The organism is Pseudomonas sp. Root401 (assembly GCF_001425105.1).
GTDB lineage: Bacteria > Pseudomonadota > Gammaproteobacteria > Pseudomonadales > Pseudomonadaceae > Aquipseudomonas > Aquipseudomonas brassicacearum.
The window spans coordinates 107,084-122,461 of the sequence record NZ_LMDO01000014.1; the positions used below are offsets into that span (position 1 = coordinate 107,084).

Genomic DNA, 15,378 nt, shown 5'->3' on the forward strand with positions numbered 1-15,378 from the left:
AGGAAGTACAACGCATGAAGCGAATGGCCGGACTTTCCGCACTTGCCTTGATTATCTCCAGCACCAGCGGCTGCGGATGGATCTGGGGACCGGAAGGTTACTTCCGCGACCGTGGTAGCGATTACCTGCAGGCGCAACAGACTGCACCGATGCAACTGCCGCAAGATGTCAGCGTTGCCAAGCGCCTCGATCCGCTGCTGCCGATCCCGCGCAACGTAGCCGACGACAGCGTCAAGGGCGAATACATCGTCCCACGTCCACAGCCGTTGTCGGCCGTGGCCGATGCCAGCGACTACACCCTGCAGAAGAGCGGCGACTCCAGCTGGGTCATGGGCCAGCATCCACCGGCCGAAGTCTGGCCTGTGGCGATCCAGTTCTTCCAGGACAACGGTTTCCGCCTGGACGAACAGCGCCCACAGACTGGCGAGTTCACCACCACCTGGCAGCGCTCCGATGAATTGTCCGCCGCCATGGCCAAGCGCATGAGCGCCGCTGGTGTCGCGGCCGACAGCGAAACCCGCGTGCGGGTGCGTATCGAGCCGGGCGTGCAGCGCAACACCAGTGAAGTCTATGTGGTCAGCGCCGAACGGCCTGCCGGCAGCGCCGCCGACGTGGCCTTCACCAACCGTTCGGTCAATACCGGCCTGGACGCTGCCCTGGTGGACGACATGCTTGCCAGCATGAGCCGTACCGCGGAGCAGGGCGGTTCGGTCTCGATGCTGGCGTCCAAGGAGTTCGATGCGCCGAGCCGCGTCAGCCTGAGCGAAGACGGCAGCGGCAACCCGGTGCTCAACGTCGGCTCCGACCTGGACCGTGCCTGGTCGAGCGTTGGCCGTGCGCTGGAGCAGGGCGAATGGCGCGTTGAAGACATCAACCGCAGCCTGGGCCTGTACTACATCAACCTCGCTGAAAAGGCCGAGAAGAAAGACGAGAAGCCTGGCTTCTTCAGTGGCCTGTTTGGCAGCAAGCCGGACAAGGAAGAAATCGAAGCCCGCGCCGAGCGTTATCAGGTTCGCCTGAGCAAGGTCGGCGACAACGTCCAGGTCACCGTCGAGAAAAACATCAACACCGTGGCGCCGGCCGATGTGGCCCGTAAGGTGTTGGGCGTGATTCAGGACAACCTGGGCTGATCCGATGCGTTTTGCCGTTCTCGGCAGCGGTAGCCAAGGGAACGGCACGCTGGTAGCCAGCGCCGGCACGTATGTGTTGGTCGATTGTGGTTTCTCCCTGCGGGAAACCGAGAAGCGCTTGTTGCGCCTGGGTGTGCATCCGGCGCAACTGAGCGCGATACTCGTGACCCACGAACATGCCGACCACGTGCATGGCGTGGGTTTGCTGTCTCGGCGCTACAATCTGCCGGTGTACCTGAGCCGTGGCACACTGGAAGGCCTGCGCAAGCCCATCGAGCCGGCCGGGTTCGTGGCCGGTGGCGAGCAACTGCGCATCGGTTGCCTGGATATCAGCGTGGTCAGCGTGGCGCACGATGCCCGGGAGCCGACGCAATATGTGTTCAGCGACGGCGAGCGGCGCTTTGGGTTGCTGACCGACCTGGGGTCGTATTGCGACAGGGTGATGGACAGTTACCGGGACCTCGATGCGTTGATGATCGAGTCCAACCACTGCCGCGACATGTTGGCGCGTGGTTACTACCCGTACTTCCTCAAGCAGCGGGTAGGCGGGGAACACGGACATTTGAACAACCACCAGGCAGCGTTCCTGGTGGCCGAGTTGGGCTGGCAAGGCCTGCAACACCTGGTCCTGGCCCATCTGAGCAGCAAGAACAACCTGCCGCAGCTGGCCCGGCAATGTTTTGTCGACACCCTCGGGTGCGACCCAGACTGGCTGCAACTGGCCGATCAAGATTCAGGGCTCGACTGGCGACATATCGCCTAGCCCACTACTTAGCAAGCGGAGCCCATCATGGAAAAACGTGAAGAACTCTACCGCGGCAAAGCCAAGTCGGTTTACAAGACCGACGACGCTGACCGCTTGATCCTGCTGTTTCGCAACGACACCTCGGCGTTCGACGGCAAGCGCATCGAACAGCTGGACCGCAAGGGCATGGTGAACAACAAGTTCAACGCCTTCATCATGCAGAAGCTCGAAGCCGCCGGCGTGCCGACCCAGTTCGACAAGCTGCTGGGCGACAACGAATGCCTGGTCAAGAAGCTGGACATGATCCCGGTTGAATGCGTCGTGCGTAACTACGCCGCCGGCAGCCTGGTCAAGCGCCTGGGCGTGGAAGAGGGCATGAAGCTCAACCCTTACACCTTCGAGCTGTTCCTGAAGGACGACGCCAAGGGCGACCCGTTCATCAACGAATCCCACGTCGTGGCATTCGGTTGGGGCACCACCGAGCAACTGGCCCGCATGAAGGAATTGTCCCTCAAGGTCAACGAAGTACTGACCAAGCTGTTCGACGACGCCGGCCTGCTGCTGGTGGACTTCAAGCTTGAATTCGGTGTGTTCAGCGACGGCTCCATCGTCCTGGGCGACGAATTCAGCCCGGACGGCTGCCGCCTCTGGGACAAGGACACCAAGAAGAAGATGGACAAGGACCGCTTCCGCCAGGGCCTCGGTGACGTCATCGAAGCCTACGAAGAAGTCGCCCAGCGCCTGGGTGTGCCGCTGTAATCGACGCAAGCATCTGATAGCACGGAAAAAATTTCGCTCGGGGGTTCGCTTCCGGCGAATGTGCTGGTATGATGCGCGCCACTGGAGAGATGCCGGAGTGGCCGAACGGGACGGATTCGAAATCCGTTGTACTGGCGACAGTACCTAGGGTTCAAATCCCTATCTCTCCGCCATATTTAAAGGCCCCGAGCGCTTAACCGCCTCGGGGCTTTTTTGTATTTGGGGTAATTTGGGGAAATGGGTGCGGATGTCATTCCCTCCAACCATGCTGGGATCTTCCTCGGTTCCGCCCCGTCACTGCTTGGCCTTTCCGTTGCACCACCAGTATGGCCGTCCATCAGAAATAATTGTATTCGGTGGGCCATGGCTTGATCGTACGCGACTTGTATTGCGGTACAGAGACGCGCAAACCGACGTTTGATATGGCATTTTCGTCTGGTCTGGTCATCCGTACAGGCTTCGCCATCTGTTACATCATCACGCTTCCTTTATTCGGCTTTGATGGTGTTAAATGCACTCCTCGTGAACCATAGTGATCTACAGTAATCCTACAGATGGCACGGAAATGCCCCATAAGGCCATGCTCGCCATGAAGCGTTCAGGTCATGTCCTGCTGCAAATGCAGGAAAATTTGCGATGGAGAGAAGTCATGTCTAAAGGCAATGTCGTCTCGTTTACCGAAAGAAAGGCAGAGATTCAAGCAGGTATCGAGTTCCTTGATCTGCTTGATAGGGATATCAAGGACAATCCTGAGGGTATCCAGCCTATCCCTCGCGGCCTGTTGCAGCGAATTCAAGCAATTCGCAATCAGGCAGACGACAATCGTCGCCGCGAGCTTCAAGAAGGCTAAGCGTGACCGAAAGCACGATTCATATCGAAAACGGGTGGGCACTTTATGCACACCCGTTATTCATTGCGCGCCTCGAAGAAATCACTGTCGCTGTTGAGAGGGCGATGGCTAATGATCCGGAAGGCTTTCACCATCATCCGGTCTACAAGCTTTTCGATGCAGTGAGCGCGAATATCCTAATAAATGTTCCGTCTGATCCGGGCCATACCTGCTATCGCCAGGGAAACACGCTGGGGCGTGACTTCAAACATTGGTTTCGAGTGAAGAAGCAAGGGATCCCTCCACGGTATCGCCTGTTTTTTCAGTTCCGATCCGAGGCGCCGAAGACCATCATCTACGCTTGGCTCAATGATGAGAAAACGTTGAGGAAGGATGGCGATAAAAATGATGTGTATGCAGTTTTTACCGCAATGCTCCTAAACGGAAAAATGCCTAATTCCTACACCGACCTCATCGCGGCTTGCGGCGTCTTGGAATATGGAAGCTCTACGACAGGAACGGAAGAAGAATAAAGCCATCCGTTTCCCATAAAAGCCCGGCGTATCCGCTGGGCTTTTTCGTTTCTGGCGTTTTGTCGCGTACGACGAGCGCGGCGATATGGATTACGCGGCAGTACCGCGAGCGTGAGCTTCGGGGGGGGGGCGGATCGCCTGGCTATGATGTACGCCGCGATGTTGTCTCTCCCATGGATGGGCCGCGTTACGACATGGCGTTTGCCGGCTCAGTCCGACGACGCTTGAAAGGGATCACGCTGCAACAAGTGCGGAGATTTTCGGCTGGCATTCATGCCTACTTTGTAATGGGAAGCTTGCCAGTAAGTACAAACTTATCGAACATTTTCAGACCATCACGCGCTGCTCGTCGGACATCAACAAATGTCAGCTCATCTTGAACGACTTTTTTGTGCGCTTTGTCGACTTTTGTGGTGATCATCGGAGTACCTAAGTAATTGCAGTCATGCTGATCCGCTTGTGATCGATTCTGGCAAACCGGAGGGCTTCAGCGTCATTAATGGGGACTCGCCCCCGAAATGGGCCCCGTGAGAGGCCCTTCAATACTAGGCCGGCTCTGCATCCAACCGCCGGGCGATGACATCAAGCACGTCACAACCATCCCTCAAGGAGATGCAGCACAGCTGTGCAAAATCCTGGAGGATCACTGAATCACTCGTAATGTCCTCTCGCATGGCGAGGTTCTCTAAAAGCTGGGTGACCGCGCGAATTCTATAACCCGCCGTGTCGAGCAGGATATGCAAAGGCGCAGAGGTATCGACGAAGAGGGGTTGATCGTCGGCATTGCTGGTAAGAGCCATGTATCTATTCATTTCAAACTCCGCTTGATTGAGGGCTTTCTTACCATTTGTCATTGAGTCGCCAAACCCAAGCCGCTCTTACGAACGACGCTTGGACTATAGGGCCTCGCTGGAGAAATCATCAATCAGATGATGAGTCAGAAAACTCCCTAAATTATGTGGGCGGAAAATGTCAGAAAATTCCCCGCAGCAATTGCCTCCCCCCGCCTTTTTTATCCCGCCTAACCCCCTCCGCGACCTGCATAACCCCGGTGTCTGCCAGACCCAAAGCTTTGTAACAATTAGACTAATGGTCTATAGCTCAAGGCATGGCTGCCGATAGGTAAGTTAATTCCCATGAAAGGAGTGACACCCCATGCTACGGTTTTTTGCCGATCTGGGCTTTCGCTGGAAAATCACCCTTCCGATCGCATTCCTGGCTGTGTTGCTGGTGCTGATGGGGTGGACGGGCATGCGCGGCATCGGTCAGGTGACTGAATCCAGTACGCAATTGACCAAACGTTATCTGCCGGCCATCAGCCTGTTGCTCAACGCCGACCGTGATCTTTATCAGGCTTTCGTTGCCGAACGTAGCTTGCTGGATGGTCATGCCAATGAGCATCTACCAGCGCTGAGCACCAGTCATGGCGAGAATGCGAAGCAGGCTTATGACCGCGTGCAGAAATATGCCGCGATGCAGCCCGGTGCCGAGGCGCAGGCGTTGGTCAGTCAGTTCAATGACAGCTTCGGGAAATGGATGCAGGTGTCGCGGCGGGTCCTCGAACTGTCTGTAGGCGATCCGCAGGGCGCCAGCGCCTTGAGCTTTGGTGATAGCGAGCGCCTGTTCGAAAGCATGCGGGACTCCATTGACAAGCTGGGTGAGCTGGAAGATGCGGCGTCGCATCGCGAAGGTGACGCAGCGATTGAAAACGGTGAGATGGTCGGTGTGCATCAAGGCGTGATTCTGCTGGTCGGCCTGCTCGGTTGCATCCTGGTGCTTGTCGTTCTGCCACTCGTTGTGTTGAGCCCTATGCGTCGTTTGCTGCACCGCGTCGAGCAGATTGCCGAGGGTGGTGGCGATCTGAAAGGCCGTCTCGAGGTTCGTTCGGCCGATGAGTTGGGTCAGCTCGGCAGTGCCTTCAACCGTTTTCTCGACAAGTTGCAGCCCCTGATCGCCGAGGTTGGACGGGTGACCGGGGAGGTTGATTCCGCAGCGCGCGCCATGGCCGATATGGCCGCGACGAATGACCGGTTGATCAGTAGCGAACATGCGGCGCTCGATCAGGTCAGTACCGCCGCCACCCAGATGAGTGCAGCGGTGCATGAAGTGGCGCATAACGCGGCGAACGCGTCGGGTGCCGCGCAACAGGCGAGCAGTCAGTCTCGTGACGGCGCCGAGGTGGTCAGCAGTACCATCGAGTCGATTCGCCAGTTGGCCCAGGAAGTGGAAAGCGCTTCGGGCACGATCGAGGCATTGGCCCAGGAAACTTCCAGTATTGGCGCCGTGCTTGAGGTGATCCGTGGCATTGCCGAACAGACCAACCTGTTGGCGCTGAACGCTGCCATCGAAGCCGCGCGGGCCGGTGAGCAGGGCCGTGGTTTTGCCGTGGTGGCCGATGAAGTGAGGGCGCTTGCGGCGCGCACACAGGATTCGACCAAGGACATTCAGGTTCGCATCGAGCGGTTGCAGAGCGGTGTCGCCAAGGCTGTACAAGCCATGCATGTGGGCAGCAGCAAGGCCCGGGACAGTGTCGAACGAGCTGCGGGCGTCGATCAGGTGCTTAGCGGTACCGGCGGTTCGATCCAGCAGATCAACGACATGGCCGCGCAAATCGCCAGCGCTTGCGAGGAGCAGAGCAGCGTCACCGAGGAGATTGCCCGCAACATCTCCGACATCCGTGACTTGTCCAACGAAGCGGCCGCCAATTCCGCCCAGAGCATGCACGCCAGCCGACAGCTTTCCACTCTGTCACAAAACCTGGCAGGGCTGGTCGGCCGCTTCCGCACCTGAATCCGGTGGTGTCGTGTCGACTGACGACCACCTGCGAGCCCTGCATCAGCACGGCTTTATCCTGCTGCCCGGTGTGTTGAACGCCGGGCAGATCGCTGACCTGCGCCACGCCATCGACCAGTTGAAGCCCCAGCATTGGGACTACAGCGGCGTCATCGATCATTACAAATGCGTGTTCAATCGCGATCCGTTCTGGCTGCCGTTCCTGGATGTGGCCGGGGTGATCGAGCTGGCCGAGGCGGCCCTGGGCGATGATTGCCATGTCATCGGCCAAACGGCCTGGCGCTGCCATCCCGGTTTTACCGGGGCGCCGTTGCATCTGGATTATCTGGCGATGCAATTGCCGCCAGGGCTGTTGGCCGACCCTGCCTTTGAACTGCCGATGCAGGTTTTTACCGCGCAGTTTTACCTGGATGACATCGACGCGGACTTGAGCCCGACCCAGGTCATTGCGGGCAGCCACAAAGCCGGCCGGGCACCAGTGAAGGGCGAAACGCAGTGGCAAGGGCGCTCCGCGCAGCCAGTGCTGTGCCGGGCGGGTGATGTGCTGATTCTGCGCAGCGAGCTATGGCACGCCGGCAGTGACAACCGGACCGCCGACCGCACGCGCTACATGCTCCAGGTGCACTACGGTCGGCGGATGGTCGCGCAGAAGTTTTCACCCTATCTGCACTGGCAGTTCAACCCTGAGGTGCTGGCCGCTGCCACACCTCGCCAGCGGCGGTTGTTGGGCGACCATCAGGAAGCTGAATACGATTGAGCCTGGCTCAGTCAGATCCACACATCGTTGACCGCCGTTCGCTCATTGGTTTCTTCGCCGGTATTGATGACGCCGCGAGGCTCGATCAACAGCAGTTTCACTTCCTGTGCGGCGCTGGGCTTGTGCTCCACACCTTTTTTAACCACGTACATCTCACCTGGGCCAAGGGTCACCGCGCCATCGCGAAAGTCGATGCGCAGCTCGCCCTCCAGCACGATGAAGGTTTCATCGGTGTCGGCGTGGGTGTGCCAGACGAAGTCGCCTTCGAGCCGGGCGAGCTTGAATTGGTAGTCGTTCATCTCGGCCACGACTTTCGGTGTCCACTGTTCCTGGAACAGGCTGTATTTCTGGGCGAAGTTGATGGGGGTGTAACGGGTCATCGAGGCATGCTCCTTGGTCGGTGATGCGTCCTACTTTATTGTTCGTGCCAGCGTGCGTATTGGATGATCGTGCAGCTTTTTGCAGTTGCCTTAGCGCAGCATTTTCAGCCAGCGTGCCGGTGAGATGCCGAAGGCCTGGGTATGCAGCCGGGTCATGTGGCTCTGATCGAAAAAACCGCAGGCCAGGGCCACTTCGCTCAGCGGCGTGCCGTTGAATGCCAGGCGCCGGGCTTCATTCAAGCGCCTTTGGGTGATGTAGCGATAGGGGCTGGTGCCGTACAGCGTCCGGAAATCCCGGGACAGACTCCAGCGGTCCCTGCCGCTTGCGTGCACCAGGTCGTCCAGGGTGATCACCTGGTCGAGGGCATCGTGAATGAACAGGCGGGCACGTTCTGCTGCCGGGTAGTCGATCAATCGCCGGCCACGCCGGTTGCCCGCCGCAAGGTCGAGCGCCTGGGCCACGTCGTAGATGGCGTCCTCTTCCTCCAATGGGTCGAGGGGGTGATCCAGGCTGTTCAACAATCGGCGGGTCGCGATGTTGAGGCGAGGGTCGTTGGACAATCCTCCTTCGATGAAGGGCAATGGCTTGCCCCCCAGCACTTGCTGGATCACCGACGGTTCTATGTAGAACATCCGGTAGCGAAAACCCTCGCTGGTCCCGGCTTCGCCATCGTGCACCTCGTCGGGGTGCAGGACGATGGTGACGCCGGGCTGGCTGTGGCGTTTGCTGTGGCGATAGTTGAAGCTCTGCACGCCGGAAAGTGTGATCCCGATGGCGTAGGTGTCATGGCGATGGGTGGTGTAGCCATGCCCGCTGAAATAGGCCTCGATGCGTTCCATTTTCCTCGAATCGGGCGCCCGCACCAGCCAGTCGCGATTATGGATTGATCGAGTCATTGCACCAGCCTCCTGCTTTTGTCCGCATACCCTACCGCAAAAAAAGCTGAACCGGTGTAGGAGCTGTCGAGTGCAACGAGGCTGCGATCTTTCCCCAGGCACTTGAATCTCAAGTGAAAGATCAAGATCAAAAGATCGCAGGCTTCGCCAGCTCCTACACGGCCCACGCGGCGCTGTTCAGATCTCCTTTACCGGCGTTTCGCCCTGGACATTCTTGATCAGCCCGATGACATGAAGGCAGTCACTCTTGTTCACATAGGATTCGCCACTGGCGATCGTTTCGTGGTTGCCGGCTCTCAAGCGCCAGCGCCATTGGCCTTTTCCGCTGCTCGGGGTGCCTCGGGTCTGTCGATAGATTTCAAAATACATCGGTTCGCTCCCTGCGATTCATTCAGTCAAGACATGCGTTGGACATGTGCTTGCCAGCCTAGCCAAGTGAGTGGTTTTGGCTATGGGAAATTCGTTTCCATTGGTTATCAAATATTGCTGGGCATGAACCCAGGGAGGGCGTTCGACTTTCTGTAGGAAAAAAGTCATGTTGCGAACATGCAGTCCGCTGAAGTTCCGGTTTGATCCTTGCGTTGCCCTGCTCGGTCCTGCTTAATACGTTTTGACGCCTAGGGCCGCAAGCCAATGGGACTGAAAACACTATAAGAAAAAGAGCCATCAAGTGACTGAATATCCAGGAGCGGATCTGCAAGGTCATCTAGCGCTTTCGCTTGTCATTCCGGTCTACAACGAAGTCCAGTCCATCGATGTGTTCATGACCAGGATCGACCAGGTCTTTGCCCATGAAGCGCTGGTGAGCCTGGAGCTGGTATTCGTCAATGACGGCAGCGTGGACGATACATTGGTGCTGCTGCTGGAACGGCAGAAGGCCGATCCACGCATCCGAGTCGTCGACCTGAGTCGCAACTTCGGCAAGGAGGCGGCGTTGAGTGCCGGCCTGCAAGCCGCCCGTGGCCAGGCGATTGTGCCGATCGATGTCGATCTGCAAGACCCTCCCGAAGTGATCCTGGAAATGATTGCCCACTGGCGCAACGGTGCCGAAGTGGTGCTGGGCCATCGGATCAACCGCGACTCCGACTCCTGGGCCAAGCAGGTTTCCGCCAACGGCTTCTATCGGCTGCACAACAGGATCGCCGACCACAAGCTGCCGGAGAATGTCGGCGATTTTCGCTTGATGGATCGCTGCGTGGTCGATGCGCTGCAAACCCTGCCTGAATCGCGCCGTTTCATGAAAGGGCTGTTTGCCTGGGTAGGATTCCGCACCACCTACGTGGACTACGTCAGGCCTGAACGGGCCGCCGGTGAAAGCAAGTTCAATGGCTGGCGCCTGTGGAATTTTGCCCTTGAAGGCATCACCAGCTTCAGCACCGAACCGCTGCGTATCTGGACGTACCTGGGGCTTTGCGTCTCGCTGGTGTCCTTTGCGTTCGCCATCTTCATCGTGCTGCGAACGCTGATTTCCGGGGTGGACCTGCCGGGTTATGCCTCGCTGATGGTGGCGGTCACGTTCCTGGGCGGATTGCAACTGATCGGCATCGGCGTGCTGGGTGAGTACCTGGGCCGCACCTATATCGAATCCAAGCGCCGACCGATTTTCCTGGTGCGGCGCGTCTATGACGCCAAGGACTGACCATGGACCTCAAGGAAACCGACATCCTCGGTCCCGATATCGAGCAGCATTGGTACTACCGGTCGAAAGCACGCGCCATGCTGCACATGCTCAAGGGCTTCTCGGCCAGTACGCTGCTGGACGTGGGCGCCGGGTCGGGCTTTTTTTCCCATCACCTGCTGACCCATACCGCAACGGCCCAGGCCTGGTGCGTGGACATCAGTTACCCGGCCGACTCCGATGCCAGCACCGCCGGTAAACCGGTCCGCTACCGCCGTGCCATCGACACGCTCGACGCCGACCTGGTGTTGCTGATGGATGTGCTGGAGCATGTGGACGATGACGTGGGGCTGCTCAAGACCTACGTCGACAAAGTGCCGTCCGGCAGCCGCTTCCTGATCACCGTGCCGGCGTTCCAGTTTCTCTGGAGCGGGCATGATGATTTTCTCGAGCACAAGCGCCGCTACACCCTCAAGCAGTTGGAAAGTGTCGTGGCGCAGGCCGGTCTGCAGGTCCAGCAAGGTGCGTATTACTTCGGCCTGGTATTTCCCATTGCCGCCGGCCTGCGTCTGTTGCAGCGCAAGGCGTCCGGAGCCCCGGCCAAGTCGCAGCTTGCGCGGCATCATCCGCTGGTCAATGGCGTGTTGAAGTCTCTGTGCAGCCTGGAGCGTCCGTTCATGGGCGCCAATCGTATGGCCGGCCTGACGGTGTTCTGCCTGGCGCAGAAGCCGTGACCTGGACGCACTCGCCGTTGCTGCGCCGTGCCTTGCGCTTTGCCATGACCGGCCTGCTCGTCACGGCGGTGCATGTGCTGGCTGCGGTGCTGTTTGTGCACCTGATCCTGGCAAACCCGCCACTGGCCAATGGTTTCGCCTTTGTCGTGGCGACCGTGGTGTCGTACCTGATCAACACCCTCTGGAGCTTTTCCAGCCGCTTGCATGGCCGCACCCTCGGCCGTTTCGTGGTGGTCTCGTTCGGCGGGTTGGGGCTGGCGATGCTGGTGGCCTGGGTGGCCCAGCGTGTCGGCCTGGATTACCTGGCGGGCATCGCAGCCGTGGCGCTGATTATCCCGGTGTTCACCTTCATCCTACATAATTTCTGGACGTATCGATGACCGTTCGTGGTGAGCGTTACTGGGTTTGCTTGTTGCCCATCCTGTTGGGTGCGCTGGCGTTCCTGCTGGTGATCGGCCCGCGGGTGCTGGACCCGACGAACATCGGCTGGTTGGGGGAGGGCGATGCGGCGACCCATTACATGGGCTGGGCGTTTTTCCGCAGTTCGCCCTGGACCTTTCCGTTGGGCATGAGCCCTTCCTATGGCCTGGAGTTGGGCAACGGCATCATTTTTTCCGATTCCAACCCGCTGCTGGCGTTCCTGTTCAAGCCCTTCAGTGCCTGGCTGCCCGAGACATTCCAGTATTTTGGCCTGTGGTTGTTGGCCTGTTTCATCCTGCAAGCCTGGTTCGCCTGGAAACTGCTCGGCCTGCTGACGCCGTCGCTGTGGATCAGGTTGTTGGGCGCCGGGTTGTTTGTGTTTTCGCCGCCGATGTTTCTACGCATGGGCGGGCATCTGTCGTTGTCCGGGCATTTCCTGATCCTGGCGGCCCTGTACCTGGCGCTACGACCGGGCTTGCAGAAGCGACGGCTGGCCTGGGGCGTGCTGTTGGCCGCGACAGCGTTGGTGCATGCCTACCTGTTGGCCATGGTGGCGCTGATCTGGCTGGCTGACCTTGCCAGTCAGGCCATCAAGGGCCGGTTGTCCCGGCGCGATGCCTTGATCGAGCTGGGTGGCTTGTTTTTGCTGGTTGCGTTCTGCTGCTGGCAGGCGGGTTATTTCAGCGTGGGCGGCGGGACCGTGGCGGGCGGTTATGGGTTGTATCGCCTGAACGTGATGTCGCTGGTCAACCCCAGCGGCTGGTCACACACCTTGCGCGACATGCCCCAGGGCCCCGGGGACTATGAAGGTTTCAATTACCTGGGATTGGGCGTCCTGATGCTGGCAATCTGCGCCGGCGTGGCGTTGCTGCAAGGCAACACCGGTTTGGCGAATGCCGTACGCCACAGGCGACTGTTGCTGTTGGCATTGATCGGGCTGACGCTGTTTTCGCTGACCAACCACCTCGGCATTGGCATGCTGAATCTGCATTACTGGCTGCCCAGGCCCCTTGAGCTTCTGGCGAACATCTTTCGCGCGGCCGGCCGGATGTTCTGGCCGGTGTTCTACGCCATCGTATTTGCCGTCATTTTCCTGGTGATCCGCGGCAACAAGCCACGGGCGGCGGTGTGCCTGCTGGCCATCGCCCTGCTGGTGCAAGTCCTGGATACCCGCCCGGGGTGGGCCGGCCTGCGCCAGAGCCGGATGATGCCGGCCGCCTCCAGTTGGCCCACGTCCATGAATGATCCGTTCTGGGCCAGTGCGGCCAGCCATTATTCGAAAGTCCGGACGCTGCAGCCGCAGAACCAGCCGGAAAATTGGCTGCTGACCAGCCAATACGCCCTGACGCATGGCCTGGAAACCGATGGCGTGTACCTGGGACGCATGAGCGACCGGGCGATCGAACAAGCCCAGCGCCGCGCCGCGCAGATGCTCGCCAGCGGCGAGTATGCGGCGGATTCGCTGTACATCCTCGACCCTGGCGCCGCGCTTCAGGCAGCAAAGACCGTCAAGCGCCAGACCGACCTGTTGACCCGTATCGATGGCCTCGTGGTGCTGGCGCCGGGTTGGAAGTCATGTGCCCGATGCCCACCGTTTGCCGATGAGACGCTGGATGTGCAGATGAAGCTCGGCGAGCGCCAGGTGTTCAGTCGAATCAACCCGATGTTGGCCGACGGCTGGGGACGCGTCGAGGATTGGGGCACCTGGTCGGAAGGAACCGAGGCTGAGATTGTCTTGCGCATACCGCCAGAAGCGCGCGCCCTCTCGATCGAAGCGGCGGCGTTCGTGCAGCCCCAGCACGCGCGCCAGCGAGTGGACGTCTCGATCAACGGTGTGGCGGCGCTGTCGACGCAGTTCACGCGCCTGCAGGACAACACCTTTGAACTGCCCCTGACACCGGCCATTCGTGAAGCGATGGGCGCGGATGGGCCGTTGCGCGTGCATTTCCACTTGCCCGATGCCATCAGTCCCAAGGCGCTGGGGTTGGGGGGGGATGAGCGAGTCATGGCGCTGGGGCTGAAATCGCTGACCGTGAGGTAGGTCTTTTCCACTTGGGCCCGCGATTGCTCCACTGGGCTGCGCCCGTAGGCGCTGTGTAGGCGCCGTGTAGGCGCGGTGTCGGAGCTGTGTAGGAGCCGTGTAGGAGCTGTGTAGGAGCTGTGTAGGAGCTGTCGAGTGCAACGAGGCTGCGATCTTTCCCCAGACACTTGAGTCTCAAGCGAAAGATCAAAAGATCAAAAGATCAAAAGATCGCAGGCTTCGCCAGCTCCTACAGAGCCGAGCGGGAGCAAGCTCCCTCGCCACCTGCATAGGCGCCCGGACTTTTTGCGCATAGACGCGCAGCCCCTGGCGTTTCTACACTGCATCCAATCAAGGATCGAGGGCAGTGGATGAACCGCAACGAATTGCGCAAGGCCGACATCAACCTGATGGTGGTTTTCGAAACGCTGATGCTCGAGCGTAACGTGACACGGGTGGCGGAAAAACTGTTCCTGGGTCAACCGACCATCAGCTCGGCCCTCAATCGTTTGCGCAAGATGTTCAACGATCCGTTGTTCATTCGCGTCGGCCACCGCATGGAGCCGACGGCCCGGGCTGAAGAAATCATCCGGCACCTATCACCGGCGCTCGATTCGCTGTCGGTGGCCTTGAGCCTGACCCACGATTTCGATCCCACCAACAGCACCATGACGTTTCGCATCGGCCTGTCGGACGACGTCGAGTTCGGCTTGTTGCCGCCCCTGTTGAGCAGCCTGCGGCAAGAGGCGCCGCAAATCGTGTTCGTGGTGCAGCACGTCGATTACTGGCGCATCCCCGACTTGCTGGCATCGGGCGACATCACCGTGGGCATCAGCCAGACGCGCGGTCTGCCGGCCAACGCCAAGCGCAAATTGTTGCGACACATCCAGCCCCGCGTGTTGCGCGCCGATGCGTCGGACGCGCCGCTGACCCTGGACGAGTATTGCGCCCGACCTCATGTGCTGGTGTCCCATACCGCGAACGTCGCCGGGTTTGCCGATGAGTGGCTGGCCGAGATCGGACGCACGCGCCAGGTCGTGCTGTCGGTGCCGCAATACAGTGCATTGCCGGCGTTGCTGGCCGGCACTGACCTGATCGCCAGCCTGCCGGACTATACCGCCGTCGCCATGGCCGCCTCGGGCCAACTGTTCAACGAACCGTTTCCTTTCAAGACCCCGACCCTGGATTTGTCCATGGTCTGGCTGAGCCATGTCGACAGTGACCCGGCCGAGCGGTGGTTGCGGTCGCGCTTGGAGGCCTTCATGGGCGAGCGTGGGGTCTTGGCGCAACCCTGACCCGGCCGGCTGCGAAACAAAACCTGCCCCAACGTTTAAAGTCGAGGTAAGGTTGTGACGGCTGAAATCCCCTTGTCATATTTTCGAATCGGAGTCGAACACATGCCTCACCTGCACATGGAGTACACCGCCAACCTGCCTGAGCTGAAGGCCGATGTCGCATTGTTGCGCCTGAACAATGCTCTGGTAGCCTCTGGCCAATTCGCCGCCGAGCTGGACATCAAGAGCCGGGCCGTGAAACTCGAGACTTTCCGGGTGGGCACGGGGCTGGGCGAGCGGGGTTTCGTGCACGTGAAGCTGGCCTTGCTGAGCGGTCGCTCGCCGGAAATCAAGAAGCAACTGGCCGATAGCCTGCTGGCCGTGATCCAGGAACTGGGGCCATGGCCGGCCGACGTTAGCGTGCAACTGTGCGTGGAAATCCTCGACATCGATCGAGGCCCGTATGCCAAGGCCTTGATCGGTCAATGA

17 protein-coding genes, 1 tRNA gene and 2 pseudogenes are annotated in these 15,378 nt (G+C 59.6%); 16 read left to right on the plus strand and 4 right to left on the minus strand.

Features of this window, described 5'->3' with window-relative positions:
* The first annotated feature begins 14 nt into the window (after positions 1-14).
* The 7 genes and pseudogenes from bamC (at position 15) to ASC85_RS13945 (ending at position 3,996) form a co-directional block, all read left to right on the plus strand.
* The gene (gene bamC / locus ASC85_RS13920; RefSeq protein ID WP_057449751.1) at positions 15-1,130 is read left to right on the plus strand and encodes an outer membrane protein assembly factor BamC; all 1,116 of its coding nucleotides are present in this window, start codon (positions 15-17) and stop codon (positions 1,128-1,130) included.
* Positions 1,131-1,134: 4 nt separating this feature from the next.
* Positions 1,135-1,893: an MBL fold metallo-hydrolase gene (locus tag ASC85_RS13925; RefSeq protein ID WP_003198811.1), complete on the plus strand. Its 759-nt coding sequence runs from the start codon at positions 1,135-1,137 to the stop codon at positions 1,891-1,893.
* A 27-nt stretch (positions 1,894-1,920) separates the two neighbouring features.
* Positions 1,921-2,634 carry a phosphoribosylaminoimidazolesuccinocarboxamide synthase gene (gene purC / locus ASC85_RS13930; RefSeq protein WP_057449754.1) on the plus strand — a complete coding sequence of 238 codons (714 nt, stop codon included), beginning with the start codon at positions 1,921-1,923 and terminating at the stop codon, positions 2,632-2,634.
* A gap of 83 nt (positions 2,635-2,717) precedes the next feature.
* A tRNA-Ser gene (locus tag ASC85_RS13935) sits at positions 2,718-2,807 on the plus strand.
* Positions 2,808-2,895: 88 nt separating this feature from the next.
* Positions 2,896-3,055: pseudogene (locus tag ASC85_RS33110) on the plus strand (phage tail protein); the annotation flags it as partial.
* 144 nt (positions 3,056-3,199) lie between these two features.
* The gene (locus ASC85_RS13940) at positions 3,200-3,484 is read left to right on the plus strand and encodes a hypothetical protein (protein ID WP_057449756.1); all 285 of its coding nucleotides are present in this window, start codon (positions 3,200-3,202) and stop codon (positions 3,482-3,484) included.
* Positions 3,485-3,486: 2 nt separating this feature from the next.
* Positions 3,487-3,996: a type II toxin-antitoxin system YhaV family toxin gene (locus tag ASC85_RS13945; RefSeq protein WP_057449758.1), complete on the plus strand. Its 510-nt coding sequence runs from the start codon at positions 3,487-3,489 to the stop codon at positions 3,994-3,996.
* Between the two features lie 545 nt (positions 3,997-4,541).
* Here ASC85_RS13945 and ASC85_RS13950 read toward each other — a convergent pair.
* On the minus strand, positions 4,542-4,808 hold the full coding sequence (locus ASC85_RS13950) for a hypothetical protein (RefSeq protein WP_057449856.1): 267 nt from the start codon (positions 4,806-4,808) through the stop codon (positions 4,542-4,544).
* A 343-nt stretch (positions 4,809-5,151) separates the two neighbouring features.
* On the opposite strand from ASC85_RS13950, the pseudogene ASC85_RS33810 reads away from it, so the two are divergent.
* The 3 genes and pseudogenes from ASC85_RS33810 to ASC85_RS13960 all read left to right on the plus strand — a co-directional run.
* Positions 5,152-5,928, plus strand: a pseudogene (locus ASC85_RS33810) (MCP four helix bundle domain-containing protein); the annotation flags it as partial.
* Between the two features lie 78 nt (positions 5,929-6,006).
* Positions 6,007-6,786 carry a methyl-accepting chemotaxis protein gene (locus ASC85_RS33815; RefSeq protein ID WP_430458899.1) on the plus strand — a complete coding sequence of 260 codons (780 nt, stop codon included), beginning with the start codon at positions 6,007-6,009 and terminating at the stop codon, positions 6,784-6,786.
* A gap of 13 nt (positions 6,787-6,799) precedes the next feature.
* Positions 6,800-7,546, plus strand: coding sequence for a phytanoyl-CoA dioxygenase family protein (locus tag ASC85_RS13960; protein ID WP_057449762.1), 747 nt, complete (start codon positions 6,800-6,802; stop codon positions 7,544-7,546).
* 11 nt (positions 7,547-7,557) lie between these two features.
* Here the strand turns inward: ASC85_RS13960 and ASC85_RS13965 are convergent, their stop codons facing one another.
* The 3 genes from ASC85_RS13965 to ASC85_RS13975 all read right to left on the minus strand — a co-directional run bounded on the left by ASC85_RS13965 (position 7,558) and on the right by ASC85_RS13975 (position 9,192).
* A complete protein-coding gene (locus ASC85_RS13965) occupies positions 7,558-7,926 on the minus strand; it encodes a cupin domain-containing protein (protein WP_046065119.1) in 369 nt (122 codons plus the stop codon).
* A gap of 90 nt (positions 7,927-8,016) precedes the next feature.
* Positions 8,017-8,823 (minus strand): AraC family transcriptional regulator, encoded by an 807-nt coding sequence (locus tag ASC85_RS13970; protein WP_057449764.1) that lies wholly within the window; start codon positions 8,821-8,823, stop codon positions 8,017-8,019.
* Between the two features lie 177 nt (positions 8,824-9,000).
* On the minus strand, positions 9,001-9,192 hold the full coding sequence (locus ASC85_RS13975) for a YegP family protein (protein ID WP_057449765.1): 192 nt from the start codon (positions 9,190-9,192) through the stop codon (positions 9,001-9,003).
* Positions 9,193-9,493: 301 nt separating this feature from the next.
* Here ASC85_RS13975 and ASC85_RS13980 point away from each other — a divergent pair, with 301 nt between their 5' ends.
* The 6 genes from ASC85_RS13980 to ASC85_RS14005 all read left to right on the plus strand — a co-directional run bounded on the left by ASC85_RS13980 (position 9,494) and on the right by ASC85_RS14005 (position 15,378).
* Positions 9,494-10,462: a glycosyltransferase family 2 protein gene (locus tag ASC85_RS13980; protein ID WP_057449767.1), complete on the plus strand. Its 969-nt coding sequence runs from the start codon at positions 9,494-9,496 to the stop codon at positions 10,460-10,462.
* A 2-nt stretch (positions 10,463-10,464) separates the two neighbouring features.
* A complete protein-coding gene (locus ASC85_RS13985) occupies positions 10,465-11,175 on the plus strand; it encodes a class I SAM-dependent methyltransferase (protein WP_057449769.1) in 711 nt (236 codons plus the stop codon).
* Positions 11,176-11,219: 44 nt separating this feature from the next.
* Positions 11,220-11,555, plus strand: a complete 336-nt coding sequence (locus ASC85_RS13990; RefSeq protein ID WP_057449858.1) for a GtrA family protein — start codon at positions 11,220-11,222, stop codon at positions 11,553-11,555.
* Entirely contained in the window at positions 11,552-13,636 is a 2,085-nt protein-coding gene (locus ASC85_RS13995; protein WP_057449771.1) for a DUF6311 domain-containing protein, read from the plus strand. The genes ASC85_RS13990 and ASC85_RS13995 overlap by 4 nt, the downstream gene beginning before the upstream one ends.
* A gap of 350 nt (positions 13,637-13,986) precedes the next feature.
* A complete protein-coding gene (locus tag ASC85_RS14000) occupies positions 13,987-14,910 on the plus strand; it encodes a LysR family transcriptional regulator (protein ID WP_057449772.1) in 924 nt (307 codons plus the stop codon).
* Positions 14,911-15,012: 102 nt separating this feature from the next.
* On the plus strand, positions 15,013-15,378 hold the full coding sequence (locus ASC85_RS14005; RefSeq protein WP_003198841.1) for a 5-carboxymethyl-2-hydroxymuconate Delta-isomerase: 366 nt from the start codon (positions 15,013-15,015) through the stop codon (positions 15,376-15,378).

What these genes read in the sequence shown, in the direction of transcription:
- ASC85_RS13990 (WP_057449858.1), top strand. Translation starts at nt 11,220, where the DNA reads ATGACCGGCCTGCTCGTCACGGCGGTGCATGTGCTGGCTGCGGTGCTG.
- ASC85_RS13985 (WP_057449769.1), top strand. Translation starts at nt 10,465, where the DNA reads ATGGACCTCAAGGAAACCGACATCCTCGGTCCCGATATCGAGCAGCAT.
- ASC85_RS13940 (WP_057449756.1), top strand. Translation starts at nt 3,200, where the DNA reads ATGCCCCATAAGGCCATGCTCGCCATGAAGCGTTCAGGTCATGTCCTG.
- ASC85_RS13925 (WP_003198811.1), top strand. Translation starts at nt 1,135, where the DNA reads ATGCGTTTTGCCGTTCTCGGCAGCGGTAGCCAAGGGAACGGCACGCTG.
- ASC85_RS13965 (WP_046065119.1), bottom strand. Translation starts at nt 7,926, where the DNA reads ATGACCCGTTACACCCCCATCAACTTCGCCCAGAAATACAGCCTGTTC.
- ASC85_RS14000 (WP_057449772.1), top strand. Translation starts at nt 13,987, where the DNA reads ATGAACCGCAACGAATTGCGCAAGGCCGACATCAACCTGATGGTGGTT.
- ASC85_RS13950 (WP_057449856.1), bottom strand. Translation starts at nt 4,808, where the DNA reads ATGAATAGATACATGGCTCTTACCAGCAATGCCGACGATCAACCCCTC.
- ASC85_RS13975 (WP_057449765.1), bottom strand. Translation starts at nt 9,192, where the DNA reads ATGTATTTTGAAATCTATCGACAGACCCGAGGCACCCCGAGCAGCGGA.
- ASC85_RS14005 (WP_003198841.1), top strand. Translation starts at nt 15,013, where the DNA reads ATGCCTCACCTGCACATGGAGTACACCGCCAACCTGCCTGAGCTGAAG.
- bamC (WP_057449751.1), top strand. Translation starts at nt 15, where the DNA reads ATGAAGCGAATGGCCGGACTTTCCGCACTTGCCTTGATTATCTCCAGC.
- purC (WP_057449754.1), top strand. Translation starts at nt 1,921, where the DNA reads ATGGAAAAACGTGAAGAACTCTACCGCGGCAAAGCCAAGTCGGTTTAC.
- ASC85_RS13970 (WP_057449764.1), bottom strand. Translation starts at nt 8,823, where the DNA reads ATGACTCGATCAATCCATAATCGCGACTGGCTGGTGCGGGCGCCCGAT.
- ASC85_RS13995 (WP_057449771.1), top strand. Translation starts at nt 11,552, where the DNA reads ATGACCGTTCGTGGTGAGCGTTACTGGGTTTGCTTGTTGCCCATCCTG.
- ASC85_RS33815 (WP_430458899.1), top strand. Translation starts at nt 6,007, where the DNA reads ATGGCCGCGACGAATGACCGGTTGATCAGTAGCGAACATGCGGCGCTC.